This is a genomic window from Larkinella insperata (assembly GCF_026248825.1).
Taxonomy (GTDB): domain Bacteria; phylum Bacteroidota; class Bacteroidia; order Cytophagales; family Spirosomataceae; genus Larkinella; species Larkinella insperata.
Window position 1 is genome coordinate 942,449 of sequence record NZ_CP110973.1, and the last position, 20,278, is coordinate 962,726.

General features: G+C 46.1%; 14 protein-coding genes. 7 read left to right on the plus strand and 7 right to left on the minus strand.

Going from position 1 to position 20,278, the window contains the following annotated elements; translation table 11 throughout:
- Window positions 1-58 precede the first annotated feature (58 nt).
- Both OQ371_RS03710 and OQ371_RS03720 read left to right on the plus strand, forming a co-directional pair.
- Window positions 59-856 (plus strand): hypothetical protein, encoded by a 798-nt coding sequence (locus OQ371_RS03710; protein ID WP_265992438.1) that lies wholly within the window; start codon window positions 59-61, stop codon window positions 854-856.
- Window positions 857-1,459: 603 nt separating this feature from the next.
- Window positions 1,460-2,428, plus strand: coding sequence for a hypothetical protein (locus OQ371_RS03720; protein ID WP_265992439.1), 969 nt, complete (start codon window positions 1,460-1,462; stop codon window positions 2,426-2,428).
- A 96-nt stretch (window positions 2,429-2,524) separates the two neighbouring features.
- On the opposite strand, the gene OQ371_RS03725 is transcribed toward OQ371_RS03720, so the two are convergent.
- The 7 genes from OQ371_RS03725 to dinB all read right to left on the minus strand — a co-directional run bounded on the left by OQ371_RS03725 (window position 2,525) and on the right by dinB (window position 14,725).
- A complete protein-coding gene (locus OQ371_RS03725) occupies window positions 2,525-5,152 on the minus strand; it encodes a restriction endonuclease (protein ID WP_265992440.1) in 2,628 nt (875 codons plus the stop codon).
- Between the two features lie 4 nt (window positions 5,153-5,156).
- Complete coding sequence (locus tag OQ371_RS03730; RefSeq protein WP_265992441.1) at window positions 5,157-6,686, minus strand: AAA family ATPase; 1,530 nt, start codon at window positions 6,684-6,686, stop codon at window positions 5,157-5,159.
- Between the two features lie 63 nt (window positions 6,687-6,749).
- A complete protein-coding gene (locus OQ371_RS03735) occupies window positions 6,750-8,627 on the minus strand; it encodes a site-specific DNA-methyltransferase (protein ID WP_265992442.1) in 1,878 nt (625 codons plus the stop codon).
- A gap of 1,192 nt (window positions 8,628-9,819) precedes the next feature.
- Window positions 9,820-10,161 carry a hypothetical protein gene (locus OQ371_RS03740; RefSeq protein WP_265992443.1) on the minus strand — a complete coding sequence of 114 codons (342 nt, stop codon included), beginning with the start codon at window positions 10,159-10,161 and terminating at the stop codon, window positions 9,820-9,822.
- Window positions 10,151-13,108, minus strand: a complete 2,958-nt coding sequence (locus OQ371_RS03745; RefSeq protein ID WP_265992444.1) for a DNA polymerase III subunit alpha — start codon at window positions 13,106-13,108, stop codon at window positions 10,151-10,153. The genes OQ371_RS03740 and OQ371_RS03745 overlap by 11 nt, the downstream gene beginning before the upstream one ends.
- A 13-nt stretch (window positions 13,109-13,121) precedes the next feature.
- Window positions 13,122-13,547, minus strand: coding sequence for a YopX family protein (locus tag OQ371_RS03750; RefSeq protein WP_265992445.1), 426 nt, complete (start codon window positions 13,545-13,547; stop codon window positions 13,122-13,124).
- Between the two features lie 11 nt (window positions 13,548-13,558).
- Entirely contained in the window at window positions 13,559-14,725 is a 1,167-nt protein-coding gene (dinB, locus tag OQ371_RS03755) for a DNA polymerase IV (RefSeq protein WP_265992446.1), read from the minus strand.
- 217 nt (window positions 14,726-14,942) lie between these two features.
- Between dinB and OQ371_RS03760 the strand changes: the two genes are divergently transcribed.
- The 5 genes from OQ371_RS03760 to OQ371_RS03780 all read left to right on the plus strand — a co-directional run bounded on the left by OQ371_RS03760 (window position 14,943) and on the right by OQ371_RS03780 (window position 20,186).
- Entirely contained in the window at window positions 14,943-15,776 is an 834-nt protein-coding gene (locus tag OQ371_RS03760) for a LexA family transcriptional regulator (protein ID WP_265992447.1), read from the plus strand.
- Window positions 15,777-15,837: 61 nt separating this feature from the next.
- Window positions 15,838-16,056: a hypothetical protein gene (locus tag OQ371_RS03765; RefSeq protein ID WP_265992448.1), complete on the plus strand. Its 219-nt coding sequence runs from the start codon at window positions 15,838-15,840 to the stop codon at window positions 16,054-16,056.
- A 466-nt stretch (window positions 16,057-16,522) separates the two neighbouring features.
- The gene (locus OQ371_RS03770) at window positions 16,523-16,918 is read left to right on the plus strand and encodes a hypothetical protein (protein WP_265992449.1); all 396 of its coding nucleotides are present in this window, start codon (window positions 16,523-16,525) and stop codon (window positions 16,916-16,918) included.
- 194 nt (window positions 16,919-17,112) lie between these two features.
- Window positions 17,113-17,451: a PadR family transcriptional regulator gene (locus OQ371_RS03775; protein ID WP_265992450.1), complete on the plus strand. Its 339-nt coding sequence runs from the start codon at window positions 17,113-17,115 to the stop codon at window positions 17,449-17,451.
- Window positions 17,448-20,186, plus strand: a complete 2,739-nt coding sequence (locus tag OQ371_RS03780; protein WP_265992451.1) for an ABC transporter permease — start codon at window positions 17,448-17,450, stop codon at window positions 20,184-20,186. The genes OQ371_RS03775 and OQ371_RS03780 overlap by 4 nt, the downstream gene beginning before the upstream one ends.
- Window positions 20,187-20,278: the final 92 nt, after the last annotated feature.

Consider the following 20,278-nt stretch of genomic DNA (forward strand, 5'->3'; position numbering starts at 1 on the left):
CTATTAAAACCGAAATACTATAAGTTTTGGTAGACCAAATAGCAACACTAAACCTATCATGGAAATTTACACTATCAGAGTGGTTTGTATTTCAAATGCACTAAGCAATCTTTTATTTGATGCTGAAAATAGTATGGATAGGTACTTTGGTGGAAGGCAAATAGATGCCACATTCATAAAAACTTATATGAATTATCGACAAGGCATTTTGCCTTTGGAAGATAACGTACATTGTAAAAATGTACTAGATACTGTTCTTTTAGAGGGTGAAGTAAGGGATAACTTTTTACGCTTAGACGAGGTAACAAGATCAAACTACATTCGATTTTTGGATTTAACGCTTCTCCCGCTTTTTGAAAATGCTAAAAGGGTAGAATTGAAACTCTCTAAATTGAAAGACAGAATAAAAAAAAAGGAAACAAATAGAAATGAACTGATTGATGATGATTCTTATAATCTAAGAATATACGATTTTGAAAGTAATCTTGATATTACTTTGTCGATAATCCAAGATGTACAGAATATATATTCTCGTTATGTTAGAGCATATAATTATTCAACAAATTTGGATAAGCATAATCAGCTGTCAGTATCGGGCGTCAAACTCCAATGGAATGCTAATAAACGTGCACTTTATGACCTTTTTGCACAACTGACTTTGATGGATGTTGAGCCGGGCAAACACCTTGTGGGTAATACTATTAAGGAATTAGCTCGTTTCCTTGCCGACAATGTAGAAGGGTGTCCAAAGGCGAGTACAATTGAACGGGAATTGGAAAAAATGAGAGAACCACAGGGTATAGAAAAGGCTAAAAGGGGCCGAATCGACTTAAATATTACAATAGATAGAACTTAACTTTACTTGTTACGGTAAACGTTACACCCGTAATAAGTAACTCCAGTTGTACATCAATCTTTGAGCGCAAATCAAGAATATTTATAATGATGTACGGCACAATCACACAAATTCAAATTACTCCAGAACAGTTAACCGAATTGATCCGGGTTGCTGTTCGCTCGGAGTTAGCAAATTACATACCTCCAACTCCTGAAGGTTTTGACCTTCCTGACCTCTTAACACGTAGGCAAACGTCAGAAATGTTACAAGTTTCCTTAACTACTTTGCATGAGTGGGCAACGGATACTACTGAACGAGCTGCTATTCTTACTCCCCACAAAATCAATGGGCGCGTCCGCTACCGTAAAATTGACGTGTTAGCTGCGCTAAAACAGTCGCGTCGATTCAAAAAGAGAAAGTAAACGAAGTTTAGGAACGTATCGTATATTTAGTTCCTCCCAACATATACCTGCCATTTCCAAGTAGTTATTACTTAATTAGGAAGACCCCAGCAATTTTACACTAATTTAATAACCGCCCCCACCCTATACGGGGGCGGTTTGATATCTAATGTTCGACGGAATAAAAATACAGGACGCATCGGTAAGTGCCGAAACTCTAATGGCACATGAACGGCTAACGTTTGCACTACCCATTAATGAAAAAACTGGAGAAATTCTCAATCTTCCACGCCGTGATAAAGATCTGGGCATATTGTTCGCACTCATACCCAGAAAAATGGGTGGGTATCGAGTTGAAATAAAAGGAAGTTTGCACAAGTTTTATAGCGAAAGTCAAAACCGAGCTCCATTAGGTAACTCAAATGATTTTACTGTCTACAACCTTCTAACAGCACTTGAACTGCTTGTTAAAGACTATAAGATTAACCCGTTTAGCTCGAAACTCAACAATTTAGAATTTGGGGTAAACGTCTTATTGCCTTTTCCAGTTAACAAAATTCTAAAAAGCTTAGTGACTTATAAGAACTTACCATTCACCCGCGATACTCGTAGTAGGACATTATATTATCAATGTCAGATGCAATGCTATATAATAAAGTTATATGATAAAGGTCACCAATACGGATCAGATGCCAGCATATTACGGGTTGAAATTAAAGTGTTGAAAATGTCATATTTGAAAGGGCGTGGTATCCAACTCGTTACATTAGCAGATCTGTTAACTGTTAATAACTTTAGACTACTAGGCGCATTACTCGTTGACACATTCGATAAGATACTATTTGACGACTCAACGATCAATGCCGCAGATTTGACTGTGAAAGAACGAAATATCTACCAGAACGGGCGAAATCCTAAATTTTGGATAATGCCCGATGATCTAACTGCAACTCAAGCAGGTGCCCATCGTCAAAGATTACACCGCGCTAAAAAGGAATTTAGAGATTTGCTCGAACGACACAGTCAAGGCAGGAACTTACAAACTTTAGTATCTGAACTCATTGACCAAAAATGGAAGCAATTGACAACCATAAATGAAGAACTGCTGAACTGTATCAACGAACGGAAAATTTCATGGAAAACATTGAGAAATATTGAGATTTTAGAGATTTCTGAATTCTCAGTTTAAAGTGGAATTACTACAATCAAGCTTGGAAATTGTCACGTATTAACACCTTGTATTTAATTATAAAAAGTGACAATAAATACAATGACTAAAGTGTTTTTAAATTTCACTAGCAGAAGTGACCACATCATAATCTACGCCTAAGGCGTCAAAATGTGCTTTACCACATCGAATCTTTGCCCATTCAGATGCCCTGAGTTTTAACTCTTCTTTACTGCCCTTAGTCTCGCGAACTAAATAAACTTTTTCATCGTGCTCTTTCACAATAGCCCAATCAGGATTATACTTGCCTAACGGAGTATCTATCATGAACCAGCCAGGAAGCTTGATAAAAAGTTTGATATCCTGACGCCCGCGCATGCTTTCAACAAACTGGCGTTCAGTATTCGAGTCGACTTCAATGCTGTCGAAAATACTATTTTCGACATCTATCATATTGGTTAATGCACCATTGACTTCTCGATTCTCAAATAAAAGCATTTCATACACTTTGCCATCAACACATTCATATTTGATGCCGTCCACCATCAAGGTGCGCAATTCAGTAGTAATCGCGCTCAGTGCCTGATCTAAAAATTGCTGAGGATTTTGCTTCACTTCATCAAGTCGTCCTGATTTTATTAGAATTTCTGCCAACGTCTGACGTGTCAATTCTGTTTTAGCTTGTAGGTATCCCAATATATCAGGAATCTCAAATGCAGCTTCAGGATAGATTTCAGCTTCACGAACACTTACTAATTGAGTTTCCAAGCCTACATCAGTCATAGTCATTTGACTCTTTTGAACGCTGATACGCGCAGGTTTAAGTTTATTGCTAGTAGCAAGTTTATGAGCGGCACGTTCTATAAGTGTATGAGTATCGTACCTTACTGAATATCGAGTATGGCGTTTTATTCGATCCCACAAAGCATGAAAATCAGCATTCAGACGCCAGCCAGGTTTAAGGTTCGCCAAGCGTGTTTCTTTTTTATTTGTTAATCGCCCTATAAAACTTACACCACATTCTTCCTCGATTTCAGTTTGAAGTTGACGTGCGAACTCATCGTAATGCTCATTAGCAACGACCGTTAGACGGTTTATAGCTTCATCAAAGCAGCGTTCACCGTTCGACATTACAGGAAGCCGAAGACCACGACCAATCTCTTGACGTTTTTTTAATTCAGATTTTGTTTCATTCAATGTGCAAATTTGGAATACATTAGGATTATCCCATCCTTCACGAAGTGCAGAATGACTAAAAATAAAGCGTAGAGGTTCTTCTACTGACAAGAGTCTCTCTTTATCGCGCATGATCAATTCATAAGCCTCATCATCGGCGGCCGTATCTCCTCGTGTATCTTTTGGAATACCTTTATAGGTCGCGAAATAGCCACTATGGACTTTCTCAACAGGTAAAGGCTCTAATTCAAGGTATTTTGGCAGGATTGACAACTCTTTATATGCTTGCTCGAACCAGTACCGAATTTTACCATCTTCAGCAGCATAGTTTATTACACGATCAATAAAAAAAAGGGAGAGTATTTTGAGTTTTACATCAGGTCCGGCTATGCTCGGAAGCAATTTTTTAACTTTTAGCTCTCGGTCAAAATGTTCGCGAATTGTCTCTTTTATCTGTACCCGTAATACCTCGTCGGTACGCCCACCATACGATTGACCAACATAGAGCAACAAACCATTTGTGAAGCTTATATAACCATCAGCTGCATTAATTTCATCCACAATAAAATTTTTATAGTTAGCACGTCCGCCGGAAAGGTCAAATAAATCAGCGCCACTGCCTTTAATTGAAACGGTTTTTCGTTGCGGACCAACTTTGGAGTTATAATCAAGTATCATCTTTGCAGATACTTGTGTCTTTGTTGCACTAATACCTTGAATTTGAATAAATGGCTGGTTAAAATCAGGATCATCCAGCACCGAATTTACATCTATCCGTTTAACGAGTTTCAGATCATAAGCGCGCACAGGGTCCAATTTGTATACCTGATTATATAGATTGCGATGCGTAGCTGAATAACGTAACGTACAAAGAGGATTTAAACTAGCAATCGCATTCTTTGCCTGTTCGCTTTCCATATTTTGTGGTTCATCTAAAATCACTATAGGGCAGGCTGCTTGTATAAATTCAATGGGCCGCCGACCTGATAGTTGATCACGCTCTTGGTGAATAACGTTATTTGCCTGTTTATTAAACGAATCAATATTCATAATTAGAATTTGAAGCGTATTACTTTGCGCAAACTGTCGTAATTTGGTGACTTGACGTGAATCATAGATCCAAGTATCAAACGCTACATTATCATACAACTCCCGGAAATGATCGCCCATTAATCGTTGGCTAGTCATGACTCCTTCACGAATGGCCACACTAGGTACGACAACGATAAATTTTGCGAATCCATAGCGCTCATTGAGAGCAAATATCGTTCGCAGATACACATATGTCTTACCGGTACCGGTTTCCATCTCCACCGAAAAATTTAATCCATTTAGTACCTCACTTTTCGGCAAACTGTTCGCCTGCTGTACGGTACGTAAGTTGGTTAAAATCGTGTCATTATCGATTGTCAATTGATTACCTAAACCCAGTTCAGAAACTAATTCATTGGAAGCAGAAAGAGTAAGTTCAAAGGTTCCTGCCTTTAACCGTTGCCCCTCGAACAGATTAATAACTGAGTTTAAAGCTTCGCGTTGATAAGGCTGCCTACTGTCAAATTTGATTTTCATGGCATTAATATTGTTCTAAAATGCGAGGCTTTTTATCTTCAAGCCATACTTTTATTGGTTCGATATAAGCTGACCAATTTTCTGATAGAGCAGCTGCATCAATAAAGTGTCCGAGTGCTCTTGAACGTTCTCCACCAATGTAGTCCAAGATTTTTTCCACTTTCTTTTTAGGTTGAACTTCACCCTGAGCATTAGCAGCGGCTGTCAAAACTTGATCGATTTCAATACTTATGCCCCAATTCACACTCCGAACCATATCATAGAGAGTTTCTTCTGGACACTTACAACCTGGTGAATTAAATGAACAGAGGAGAGTTAGCGCTTTCTCCCTTCTCTTATCACCTAGACCGCCGGGACCACCTTCATTACCTGTTAATACCCTTTGGATTTGCAGTTTTTGTTCTTCTAGAGTTGCATATTCATCCCCATCTAATACAAATAAGGTTTTATTGAGAGACTTGCCGTCATTTTCCTGTTTCAACACAAATGCTGATGCAAAAGTGAAGCTATTAATAGCTGGTCCATAAGAAGATACGGATAAAAAGCGGCTAACATTAATTTGAAATGCTAACTTCTCAATTACCGCTTTCGCCATCTCATCTTCACAAAATATTTCTAACTCTTTCTCAAGAACACCTCTCAATCGTGCTAATGCTTCCGGTTTCGTATCGTTGAAACACAAAGTTTTATAAGGGGGTACTAGGCTATGGTACAGATGTCGCACCGCTATATAATCACCGAAATTTACATCTGCTACGCTTTCGCGGTGAGTGGTAAATATTACTTGTAAACTTTTCGATGAGGCATACTCTTTTAAAACTTTTAATAATCTGTGTAGCGCATCAGTATGCAGAAGAAGGTCAAGTTCATCAATTAATATTAATGAATACTTGCCTGCTTTTTCAAGGACTTCAAGCAGTTTGAATAAGCGCTGTTCACCAGCACCCATTGACAGAGCAGAATAATTTATCGTACCATGTTTTACACCTAAGAGTGAGCGTTTTTTACTCAACCGATTTATATATGATTTGCTATATTCTCTATTTAAGATTTCACCTACCTTTTTTCGAATTTTTTCTGATTGGCTATCTGCTTGATCTTTTGTTTTGTATTTAATATTTTTTATTACGCGTTCTCGCTCTATTTCTGGAACACATTCCTTCACTCCAATATAATATGTTTCTCTCTGGGGTTTACTTTTGATTTTTGGCAGCCAATACCTTATACTCTTACTAATAGCTAAATCCTCGCGATTTACCGTTGCACCTGTTCGGTAAGTATGAGTGATTGAAACCTGGGAACTGCTCCAAGTACCATCGGGAGTGCTGGGAAAGAAATTTACATAGTGCCACTCCTCACCTTGTATTGTCTGTGTATTTCCTGTACGAACGTTTGTAGGGCGGAAGCTAGCAGCTAACAGATGAAGTATGGTCGATTTCCCAAAGCCATTTGGCCCCATTATAGCTGTTAGGGGCTTATCTTCGTCAAATGATATTTGTAGTTCGACCAAATTCTTTAGCCGAATTATTTGCATACTAACCAGTCGTTGTTGGGTAACCAATATTGGTGTAGCTAGTTGGTTGGGTTGTACCACTACTCATACTGTTTTAAGTGTAATACCATGAGATTGTGCTTCTAAAATGGAGTTTGTTTTAAGTGAATCATCACCGTGAAAGGCGTTGTCGAGGCAGATAATTACTTTAGGAGTTGAACGCTCTATTGATGTTGTCGTGCTGAAAATCTCTCGGAAGATTTCGATTGAAAGGCGTGGTCCCAAACAAATAATTACACTTCCGTCTTGAACCGAGTAAGCAATATTGTTTGAAACCATTATAGAGTGGACTTTGGTTTCTAATGGCAATCCACTTTTTAAAATGATTTCATACAGTAAATCTTCGTCAGTGCGTCCTATTTCTATGTTATTTGCAAATATTGCCAGTTGTTGAGAAAGTGTAAGATTAACATTATCTGGTTTCCAAATTTTGAAATTACTAGAATCTAATTTTAAAGCGCGGAACCCTAAACGTTCAATACGCTCTGGCGAAAAATTTAGCTGACTTTCGTTAGCCTTTAATACTCTTCTTATAACCCTTTTAACTCGCTCGCGAGTTAAATGAGCAATCGTAGGATATTTTTTGTACCCAGTCGATTCTGGCAGTTGAATTAAAATGAATCTCCTAGAGTTATTATCTTCTTGGTTGGCCTCAATCACTGCCTGTGCAGTAGTACCAGAACCAGCGAAAAAATCCAGAATAATATCGTTACTCTCAGTTGCCTGTTGAATTATTGTTTTTATTAAACTTACAGGCTTAGGAAACGGAAAAACTTTTTCTTCAAAAAGATCTTGTAAAAGCTTTGTGCCTTCTGTGGTAAACCCGACTTTAAGAAGAGTAGAAAAACCTGTTTGAAAATTTTCGACTTCCTTTAAAAATTTTTTAAGTCTTGGACGCCCATCTGGACTTTTTGGCCAAAGTATTTGATCCTTGTTAATAAGATCTTGGAAGGTGCTTGAAGAGCATGACCAGCCACGGGTGGGAGAAGGTTTATAAATAATTCCTGTTTTAGGGTTAACTACGTCATAGTGAAGATTAGGTCTTTGCTCTTTATTCGCTAACCCTGTCAAGTCTGCACTAAACCATGCTCCCCTTGGGTCATTATCTGGATTTGTATACTTCGTTACATCAATTTCTTTTCCACGTAGGCTTGCTTGGAAGCGTTTGTAAAGCAGAACATATTCATGATCAGTTGAAACTCTATCTTGATTGCGATTATCTGCATTTTGCCGTCTATGCCAAATGAAGCATCCTAAGAAATTTTCTTCTCCAAATATTTCATCCATTAGTAAACGTAGATTATGTATCTCATGATCATCAATGGAGACGAAAATCATTCCATCTTGTCGAAGTAGATTTCGGGCTAAAAATAAACGTGGATACATCATTGAAAGCCAAGCAGAATGATAACGTCCGTTAGTTTCTCGATTTGTTGAAACTGCAGTACCCGTTTCGGTCTGCTGTTTGGAGTAGCGCAAATAATCATCCAGCCCCTCTCGAAAGTTATCGGGATATATAAACTCATTACCAGTATTATACGGTGGATCTATATAAATGAGCTTTACCTTTCCATAATAAGACTTCTGTAAAAGTTTAAGGATTTCCAAGTTATCGCCCTCCAGAATCAGATTATCAGTCGTGTCCCAGTTCTGGCTTGCTTCAAACTGAGGCCGAAGGGTTCCGACACTTGGTGATTGCACATTACGGAATGCTTCACGTTTGCCTGCCCAAGTTAAACCATAGCGTTCAGCCGACTCATCAACAACATCGCCTAAAGCGGTACGAAGCTTGTTAAAATCAACCTTGTTCTCACTGAAGATTTGTGGAGCCGCGTCACGCAGAGTTCGTAAAAGCTCCTGTGTTAAGTCTGGCGAGGCAAGAGGCAACTTATCAGTTACTTGTTTGAATTTCTCGGACTGCATTTGATTGTTAGTGTTGGAAGTGACTTATGAAGGTAAGTGGATAGACAAACCATATTAATAACTTCAAAATAAAACTTTAAAGTCGCTTTGCGAACCGACAGAAGACTTTCGCGATTAGACGAAAGCATAAAGGCCCTTAATTTAATGATTATAAGGCGTTTGTATAAAAGAGAGTAGGGCTTGAGACTGCCTAACTAATTATTATCCATCAAAAATGTGTTATTGATAATAAGTACAAAATTATGATATATCCCCTGATTCCGAGATATGTTGGTCTAATAATAGTAGAATACAAGGTACCAAAAAAGTCTTATTGAATTGAAGTCAGCAGGTTAGCATCATAATGTCTATGGCTCAAATTTTTTAGATTTATTTTTTTGCAACTATATTTAAAATCAAGAGACTGTTTGCGAGCCGTCTTCTCCTTTACTTCCTAATTCGTCCCCTATTCCGTCCCCTATTATTTTCATAAAAATCATTCTTTTAGTAATCAAACACTTATCACTACCAGTTCGAGTCCCGTAGGAGGCTCATTTTTCGAATTAGGGTTAATCAGTTTTCGAGCGTAAAGCCTCAAAATCAACCGATTAACTCTTTTTGCTTCATGATACTTTATCATTAGTAATACGGTTTGATAAAGTAAATCTGCCCCCCTCACTTCAAGCTTATTCGTCTGATTGGATGCGCCAGGACAACAATAGGCGATACTTCTATCGTAGTTTATCAGAGTTAAATATCCCCCGAACGGCCTAAGCTAGTAATACTCGCACCTGCACTTTTATCCCGATAGGTTAGAAAAAGATTTAAATGGAAAGGTGATGTTTGGCGTCCATTAGAAAGTGCTTAGATATGCGTTAGAAAGCCCTTAGAAGCTTGCCTGCTTTAAAACGTCGTTCTAGTTTTGGGCAATAACCGTCTCTGTCGATGAACAATTTATTGAACCGCGCAAGCGACTCCCAACTGTGGGTACTTTTCTTGATGGTATCTGGCTTGCTGGTGATCGTGATGATGATCAGCTTCCTGGCATAAAATCAAAACGGCTTTCTGGCAGGTCAGCGTCCCGCGCCCTACAAACCGCGCCGGATGCCCCGTTGTTAAGGGTACATTGTGGGGCTATTGCTGTAGATTACATTACCTCTCCCCTGGACTGGTTAAAGGATATACAGCCAACAAGGATCGTTTGATAGACTTGTTACCTCGTTTTGGCTTTAGCCGTCAATGCAATGATCAACCAACCCTCCAGATCAGCCTGTCGGTTGGTTCCGCAGGGATCAATGAGTAGCCAGCCTTTCACCGTCCGCTTACCCCTGATGTAAGGACTAGCTCCCGTTCGGGCCGATAGCTCGTCGGTCATCTGCTTGTCACAGCGTATGAGTAACTCATCTCCGATGACTTGCACGACCCGTTTCTGATCGATCCAAAACGACAAGCCATCCTTCTCTACTTTTTCCTCCAGGGTTGGAAACAGAGCAAGCTCTTCCCGGACCCGGTTGGCCAGCTTTCCGTTGAAGATTATTTTTGATTCAGCCCACATACCGATACAGCCCCAATCCACCCCTGGGGTCGGGTTTAAAGGGTAGCCGCTCCAGACGATGCACTTCCAGGCTGACGACCCCAAACTCCGCGACGGCCTTGCCTTCCAGCTGGTAGATCCCCCCGCCCCGAAGGGGGTAACGGGCCAGAGAACCCGGAAAATGGGTGGTATTAAAATAACGGCCTTCCCGGTCCACGAAATACCCAAACGCCATGCGCTGCCCGTTTTTGGCCAGCAGGGGCTTGGTGGTGACCAAATACCCCATGAGTGTCACGATTCGGCCCACCTGCTCAACAAGGTGTCGCGCCGTACTGCCACCGCCGGGCTGGGCCAGCAACTCAAAGGGTGAGCACAGGGAAAAACCCAGCAATTCGATTTCATCGTAAGCATCTTCGAGCGGATCCTGCCACAGGGAAGGCAGATTCCAGGACGTTTCCGAAAGTTCAAACAACTCGGGGACGCCCTCGTGCTGGGCGTAGGCATTCACCAGGGCATGAGCATGCCATAAGAGTTCTTTCTTCGACAGACCAAAGCTGCGAAATACGCCCGCCCGAATCAGAATGATCAGTTGCTCCAGACCCGCCGGTACCCGTTTGCAAAAATCCTCCAGGTCGGTAAAAGGCTGCTGACTGCGCTGCTGGAGCAGTTGCTGGACCATCTTTTTCTCCAGGCCTTTCAAGAGGACGAAACCCAGCCAGATGGTCTTGCCTTCCACCCGGGCATTGTACTCACTTTGAAGAATATCCGGCGCTTCAATCCGGGCACCCCAGCGCCGGGCTTCGTGCACGTAAAATTCGGTGCGGTAAAAGCCACCGAAGTTATTCAGCACCGCGCACATAAATTCGATGGGGAAGTAAGTCTTTAAATACAGGCTCTGGTAGCTCTCAACCGCAAAAGAAGCTGAGTGGGCCTTCGAAAAGCTATAGCCCCCGAATGATTGAATCTGCCGCCAGACCTCGGTGATGAGGGCTTCACCGTACCCCCGCTCCCGGCAACTGGTAAAAAACTTTTCCTGAATGCGGGCAAACTCGCCCTTGCTACGGTATTTGCCCGACATCGCCCGCCGGAGCACGTCGGCTTCCGCCAGCGTCAAACCCGCAAAGTGGTGCGCTACTTTGATGACATCCTCCTGGTAAATCATCACCCCGTAAGTATCGGCCATCAGCTCCTGCATTTTGGGATGGAGGGGAACATAACTGGCGGGGTTGTAGTGCCGCCGGATGTACTCATCCATCATCCCTGAAGAGGCCACCCCAGGTCGGATGATCGACGAAGCCGCCACCAGCGTGGGGTAATCTGCGCACCGCAGCTTGGCAATCAGTTGCTGCATGGCGGGGCTTTCAATGTAAAAGCAGCCCATCGTCTCGTTTTGCTGCAACTGCCGGCGAATCCGCTCGTCGCCCACAAAATCCTGAATGCGGTGGATATCCAGGTGAATTTGCCGGTTCTGCCTAACCAGGTCAACCGCTTCCTTGATGTGGCCCAGCCCCCGCTGGGATAAAATGTCCCACTTGGCAAAGCCAATCTCTTCGGCCACGTACATATCCCACTGGCAGAGGGCAAACCCCTTCGGCGGCATCGTCAGAGCCGTATAGTGATACAGAGGGAGTTCGGAGATCAGAATGCCCCCCGCATGTACGGATAAATAATTGGGGAATTCTTCCAGCAGAGGGGCGTAGCGGGCAATCAGGCGGCTATGCGGGTTGTTCAGAGCGTTGGTGGGATCCAAAACCAGCGCGTCAATCTCAGCTTTAGGGAGCCCAAACACTTTACCCAGCTCTCGCCAGGCCGCCCGATCCCGAAAGGTGACGTACGTGGCCATCAGGCACACGTGCTCACGGCCCCATTTCTTAAAAATGTAATCAGTCAATTCGTCGCGGTCGGTCCAGGAAAAGTCAAGATCGAAATCGGGGGGCGAACTGCGGTGCGGGTTGATGAACCGCTCGAAGTAGAGGTCCAGTCGGATGGGGTCGACGTCGGTGATGCCGATGCAGTAGGCCACGATACTGTTAGCGCCCGAGCCGCGCCCGACGTGGAAGTATCCCCGACTGTGGGCGTACTGAACAATGTCCCAGGTAATCAGAAAATAAGCGGTAAAATCCAGTTCTTCGATGATTTTCAGCTCCCTCTCCACTCGTCTTTGAGCCTCGAGGTTGCGGACACCGTAACGCTGCGGCAAGGCATCGAAGGCCAGTTTACGCAACAGGGCGGTGTCGTCGGCCGGGCTGCGCGTGTAAAGCTTGCGATTCTTAGGGGCCCCAAAATCAAAGTCAAATGAGCAGCTTGCCAACAGCTTTCCACTGTTTTCCAGCAATTGCGATCGATCGCTAAAAGCGGCCATCAATTGCTGGGGGGAAATCAGGTATTCGTCGGTGGCGATGGTCTCGTACTCGGTCAGCCGCGAGCCCAGACAATTGTGGGCGATGCACCGCAGCAGTTTGTGGAGATTAAAACCAATACCGTCAGCATAAGTAACCGGTTGCAGCACCACGGTTTGGCCGGTACCTAGTTTTTTCTGATACCGCCAGAGCTGCGTCACCTGAGAGGCCCGTACCCCCACATATTCACCCGCCTGGAGGGATTCCAAGTGGTCCAATCGCATCAGGGGGTAAATGACTACCGCGTTTTGAAACTGGGGCGCTCGTAAGGGAAAAGCTCGGCCCGTGAGCAGATGATCGGATAGAAACCGGTTGATCTCCGCAAATCCGTCGGTGCTGCGGGCCAGGCACACATACAGCAGCTCCCCCAAATTGCGAACCTCAACGCCCACCACGGGTTTGATGCCGGCGGCCCGGCACAGCCGGACAAACTCAAAAACGCCCGAAACCGTATTGATATCGGTTAAGGCCAGACAATCTATTCCCAACGCCTGAGCCCGATGGACCAACTGCTCGGGCGAAAGCGTGCCGTAGCGAAGGCTGAAATAGCTGTGGACGTTGAGGTACATAACCGGCCGGAGATTAAGCCGCCAGGCGGTGGGGGGCCGCCAGCAAATCGGGGTCCTCAAAACAGTTGCCCAATACCGTCAGCGAGCGGGCCAGGTTCCGGTCCAGAAAAATGGCGGGCGGCTGGTTGATGGCGTAGGGCAGAAACAAACTGTAGCCGCAGCGCTCGGAGTCGGTTCGGACCACCAGCCGCTCGCCCTGGCAATCGACAATGTCCCAGTCAAAAATGAGCGTTTCGTGCCGGTCAAACTGACCGATCGACTGCATCAGCCGCCAGGGCCTGGTGGGTTCGTACCGGCGCTTGTCCTGGGGGTTAAACCGGTTGATTAACACGGCGGCATCCTCCAGCCAGACGCCAAAGAAGTCTTCCGACTCAAACAGCAGGTTGTTCAAATAGTGCATGGTCTGGCCGTCCCAGACGCGGCAGTGGGTAAAGCTCATGGTATGAAGGGTTATATGCCTAGTTGATAGCTGTGGGCCCGGCCAATCTTGTCTTCGCCATGCCGGTCGCGAATGCGGTCCGTTTTCTGGTAGAGACCGGGCAATTTCGAAGGAATTACCTGGCCGGCCGCGTCAAAGAGCGACAGTTGCTCGGTCCCCCGCACCAACTTGCCGAAGCTGACGCCCATCAGCCGGACCAGCACCCGCCGGTTGTAGAGGGTGTCAAAGGCTTTCAGGGCCGCCAGCGTCAGCGTGTGATCCGAAGCTGTCACCGGCAGTGTTACTTGCCTGGTGTAAGTCTGAAAGTCCGAATACCGGACTTTAACGGTGAGCTTACCGGCGCAGAAGTTTTGTTTCCGCAGGTCGTAGGCCAGCGTCTCCACCATACGGCTCAGGGTAGCTCTCAGCACAGTTACATCGGTCGTATCGGTCTGGAAAGTCAACTCCCGGCTCATGCTCTTCTGCTTATGCGACGGCAGAACGGGCGTCGGGTCGATGCCGTTGGCGCGGTCCCAGAGAAACAGGCCCGTTTTGCCAAAGGTGCGCTCCAGCAGCCGGCGGGGAATCTGGGCCAGCGTGCCGAGTTTGGTTACACCCATGCAGCGCAACGTGTGCGCCATCTTCTCGCCAATGCCGGGCAGGCGGCTGATGTCCAGGCTCCACAGAAACGGCTGTACCTGCCCGGGAGCTATGTGCAACGCTCCGTTGGGTTTATTGGCATTGGCGGCCATTTTGCTCACGCACTTATTGACCGATAGCCCCCAACTGACCGAAAGTCCCGTTTCCCGGATGATGGTTTGCTTCAACTCCTTCGCCCACTTCACACAGCCGACAAACCGTTCCATTCCCGTCATGTCCACGTAAAACTCATCAATGCTGGCCTTCTCGACCACCGGAGCCTTTTCGGTCAGAATGTTCGTGACGCATTTGGAGTAGCGATCGAAGGCCTGATAGTCGCCTTTGACCACCGTAGCTTCCGGACATAACCGACGGGCCAGCCGCATGGGCATGCCGGATTGGACGCCAAACCGGCGGGCTTCGTAACTGGCACCCGAGACCACGCCCCGCTCGCTGGCCCCACCCACCAAAAGAGGTTTCCCCTTCAGTTGAGGGTTTTGCAGGACCACCACCGCCGGAAAAAAGGCGTCAAGGTCCGTGTGAAGAATCGTCCTTTCCATCACTGAGTTAACTACTAATTTACTATGTCAGCAATTTTTACAAATGTATGTCAATAATTTTTACATATGCAAGTCAGGATACTTAACAATTTTACCACGAAGATGTTTTGCCAGCGTCCTGAATGGGCAAATCCGACCACACTGATGTAAAAAAAGCTGACAGACAGGATAGGTTTTTCGGTCAAAAACCTTAGCTTTGTTTACTAGTTATTCTTACATGAAGTTTATGCATCTGGCTGGAAATCTGGTCTTTCTACGGCAACACTGGGGTTTATCCCAAAGTGAAGTGGCTTCGACCATCGGTATTAGCCGGCCGTCTTTGATTGCCTACGAGAAGGGCGCGGCCAAGCCCACGATCGAAACCGCCGGGGGACTGGCTTCGCTTTACAAAGTGACGATTGACACGCTGCTCTACCGGGACCTCACCCAGCTATCCCCCCCGCAGATCGAGCTCTTATTTGAAGGCCCTGACATCGCCCAGCGGGGACAGACGCTACGCATCCGGGAGCTTATTCATACCATCGGCGACGATAAAGAGGAAAATATCGAGATGGTGCCCGTCAAGGCGGCTATGGGTTACTGCCAGGGTGGCTTTAACGATGAGGTATTTATTGCCGAATTGCCCTGGTTCCGTTTGCCATTTGTGTCAAAAGACCGCAAATACCGCTTATTCCCTACGATTGGGGATTCGATGCTACCGATTCCGGAAGGCTCCTACGTTTTGGGCGAATACATTGAGAAATGGAACACGATCAAAGACGGTACGGGGGTGGTGGTCGTCAGCAAGGAAGGTATTGTGGTTAAGAAGGCCATTAATGAACTGGCCCGGAACGGTCGTCTGATTCTGCATTCGCTCAATCCCATGTACCAGCCCTACGAAATGCCGGTGGATGATATTCTGGAACTGTGGCGGTTTGAGTTGTACATGTCACGGGCATTTCCGGATCCTGAGCCGCCGTTGAGCGCCATTCTCTCGGAGATGCGCCGGTTGCAGGATGGCCTGGCCGATTTGCAGAGTGGGCAGGAGAAGATTCTGGAGCGCGTTCAATAGAAAAAAGATCATCACCCTGACAAGAGCCGGTCTTGGGGCCGGCTGCTCTTTTTGCTTACTTATGATTATCATTTCGGGTGCCCACTTTGCTGCCATGCTTCCCGGCCGAAGCTACCGCATCATTGCCAATGATTCGATGAACGGCAATGAAGCGTTGCTGTTTAGTCAGCAACTAAATGTGTCTTTTTCTGTGGCTCAATTGCTACTGGATGAAACCATTCGTGATCAGGTTTTTTCCAGCCTCCGGATTGCCATTCCCGAAAGCGCCCCGAGCGTCTAAAATCATCCGTCTACCGGAGAATACGCTTTTTGCAGAAATAATAAATAAGTTCAGAACCCAGGCATTGGCTATCTATTCGCAGCCGTATTATGGCTGCCGGTTCTATACTTTTTCCTGCAAACTGATTTCACCTCAGGTCTTAGTAAGTTAAGGTCTATCCTCATCATCATTTCCGCCATTCGGGCGTGTCCTATACACCTGACTACCGGTGCAAAACATCTCTCTACCTCTGGATTCGGCTAATGACAGTTCGGTATTCCGTTTAACCAGGATTGACACGCGTCTAAAATTTCCGTCGCTTAAAAAGTTGGCTTCTTTCCTCCAGCTCAAAGTCTACACGTTTGCGCAGCAGTGGTTACGCCAGCCACCCCAGCTAGTCGCATACAAATTTTGCAGTAATCTAAACACTCGCATACGGATTCAGCTTAACAGCGTAACCACATCAAAAATTACAAGCGCCATAATCATGGATCAAATCCTCTCTACCGACGAATTAGATGTATTGGAAAAATACCTGACCGAAATCAGCAAGCCCAATTCTGAAGAAGCTATTTTACAAAATAACCCCGCTCTGCTAGGCGCCATTGTCTTTCCTGCCTTGGAAAAGCTGATCCGCCATAAACAGAACAGGATCGATCCAGAGTTTGACGAGTGGCCCGACTTTACACCCGCCTGGCTGACGGCATATGGGCATCAGAACACTAAAGAGTTAAAGAAAACCATTAAGGAGTATCGGGCCGAAAAAGTGGTTTGGGAGAAGCAGCAACTTTACAACAAAGAACTCCTAAAAATGACGGGCGGTGATCTGCTGCAACTGGTCAAAAATATCCTGGATGACCTCAACCTCCGCAAAGACGCTTAAGCCCATCGGATCCGTAACCAACTCCTGACTCCGTTGGGATGTCCTGAATCGTACAGAATCTGTCCACTTACGGACAACCAGCGGTATCATCCCGTCACCAAACCGGCTCTGGTTTGGTCCTGAGGTCGGTTTCGATAAACTGGCAATTTATTTGCTATGCAAATGAGAAAGTAAAAGCCAGATAACGATAGCTGATGAAAGGCACTCAGTTGGGCGAATTTGAAGAGTTGGTCTTACTGACCATCGCACTGCTCTATGATGACGCTTACAGCGTGGCCGTGGTTGAAGAAATGGGGCAGCGACTGGAGCGACCGATGAGTTTAGGCGCTATCCACCGCACCATGCAACGGCTCGAAGAGAAAGGGCTGGTCCACTCCCGGTTTGGAGAATCCACCGCCGAACGGGGTGGGCGTCGTAAACGGTTATTTACAGTGACCACCGCCGGTGAGCAAGCTCTGCAGGAAGCCCGTCGGCTGCGGAACGAACTGTGGGCCGGAATTTCGAAAACCGCTTTTAACGGTCCGACCCTATGAGGCATCCAGCAAGACCCCAGCCACCCAAATGGGCGCAGCGGCTACTGGCATGGATTGCCGCGGCTCATCTGCGCGAGGAGATTCTAGGCGATCTCGACGAATTATTTCACAAACGGGGTAAACACGGGGGCTACAACAAAGCCCGATTATGGTACCTGTTTGACATTCTGCTGCTCCTGCATCCCCGGCTCTGGCGCCGACAAAGCACCCAAGCGGTCTTTTTGTATCCCTCCCTTACTAGCTCTTCCCAACCCTTTTTACTCAGCCCGGCCATGTTACGCAACTACCTAACCATCGCTTTTAGAACGCTAAGCAGAAACAAGCTCTACACAGCCCTCAACATCGCGGGGCTCACAGTTGGACTCTCCTGTTTTTTGTTCATTGGGCTGTATCTATTTGATGAACTCACTTTTGATCAACACCACCGCCGGGCCAACCGCATCTACCGGGTTATTGAACACAAGGTTGTCAAAGGCGAGGCCACTACCATTGCCGCGGCCAGTTACAAACTAGCCGCCGAATCCAGAAAAACGATTGCCCACATTGAAAACACCACGCGGGTTTCCCGGATCGGGCGGGCGAACCTGATCAACCCCGAAAACCCGGTGAACTTTCAGGAAACCATCACCAACGCTGATGAAAACTTCCTGCAAATCTTTGATTTCCCCCTAATATCCGGCGACAAACACACCGCCCTAAAGGAGCCCAATTCAATTGTCATCAACGAAGAACTGGCCATGCGGCTGTTTGGTCACCCCCAAGTAGTGGGCAAAACGCTCCAGTTTAGCCACCTGGACGCCCCGCTGAAAGTGACGGGTATTCTCAAAAATCATCCGCCCAACTCCAGTTTCGACTTTAATTCACTCGTTTCTGAAGCTTCCTATCAGAATGCTGATTTTTATAAACAAACCGTGGCCAGTGATTGGTCGTCCACCGATTTTTCCGTCTACGTTCTGCTGAGACCCAACACAAATGCCGAAGCGGTTTCCGCCGAATTAACCAGACTCGCGCTGGCGAATATCAAACCCGAACCTGGCACCAGCCTGGCATACCGCCTTCAGGCGCTGAGCGATATTCACCTGCGCTCGGAGGGCATCATCGATGGCGCCCGGAATACGAACGTAGAGGCTATGGCGCAGGGAAGTCCTTTTTACATCCGAATTTTCTTGTTTATCGCGCTATTTGTTCTGGGCATTGCCGGTATCAATTACATGAACCTGTCGACCGCCCGGGCCTCCAATCGCCTGAAGGAAATAGGAGTCCGGAAGTCAATCGGGGCCCAACGAAACCAACTGATCTATCAATTTCTGGTAGAAGCTCTGCTGATAACGGCCTTTTCGTTGGCTGCTGCCCTGATTCTGGTCAACTTTCTTCTGCCCTCCTTCAATTCGTTTGTCAAAAAACAACTGACGTTGGGATTGGGTACGGATTACCGAATCTGGCTAATGACTTTGGGCGCAACCCTACTGATTGGGCTGTTGTCGGGCAGCTACCCCGCCTTGCTTTTATCCGGCTTCAAGCCGGTGCTCCTGTTGAAAGGCATGAAAATCAATCCGCGGGGTAGTCTGAGTTTGCGAAAAGCCCTGGTGATTTTTCAGTTTACAATCTCGACGGTTCTGATTATTGGCACCATCGTTTTGTATTGGCAGGTACGGTTTATGAATACGACCCACTTGGGTTTTAACAAAGACCAGTTGGTGGTCATCGATGTCAATACCGGTACAGCACGAGACCGTTTTGAGACGATCAAAGCCGAGATGGCGAAAGTTCCTACGGTAAAAAATGTATCGGTCACCTCGCGAGTACCCGGCGAATGGAAAATGATTCGGACGGTTAAGATCAACCCGCAGAGTAAAGCGGATGATCACCAAATTGCCTACCTGATCGGGGCAGACAAGGACTTTCTCAACACGTTTGAACTCACCCTGCTGCGGGGACGAAACTTTGCCAATCCGGCGGATTCCATGTCCGTGCTGCTCAATGAAACAGCGGCTCGCCTGTTCAACATTGTCGAGCCTTCGGGCCAATGGCTGGAGATTCCGGCCGTGTCGCGCGGCAGTGAGTTTCGGCCGGTTAACCCCGACAATACGCCCTTCAAAGTCCGGGTCATTGGCGTCGTCAAAGATTTTCACTTTCAGTCGCTAAAGGCTAAAATTGAACCGCTGGTACTCGCTTATCACCAAAATCCGGTTCATGGCATTGACTATTACACGGCACGTATTGACCCTAGCGGTATTCCCGAAACGCTGGAAAGGCTTAAATCCATCCTGCAGAAAGCCGATCCAGACGAGCCCTTTGAGTATCATTTTCTGGATCAGCAACTGGCGCTCTTCTACCAGGAAGACGCCCGCCGACAGACGCTGCTAATCTGGGTTGCACTGGCCACCATTTTCATCGCCTGCCTGGGCCTGTTCGGTCTGGCCACTTACTCAACCGAACAACGCACCAAAGAAGTAGGGGTTCGAAAAGTGCTGGGAGCCAGTACCGTCAGCCTGGCTACGTTGCTCTCGGGCGATTTTCTCAAATTAGTGTTAATGGCCAACGGGATTGCCTTCCCGATAGCATGGTGGGCCACAAACCAATGGCTACAGGAATATGCTTATCATATCGAACTGGAGTGGTGGATGTTTGCGCTGGCGGGTATACTGGCCGTACTCATTGCATTCCTGACGGTCAGCTACCAATCGATTAAAGCGGCCCTGGTCAATCCCGTGCGAAGTTTGCGATCGGAGTAAAAGAGTAAATTGGATGTAAACTCAGGTCAGGCGGGAAAGTGCACCCCCGAAGAAGAGCAATTAATCCAAATCGGGTATAATTCTTTCGGATC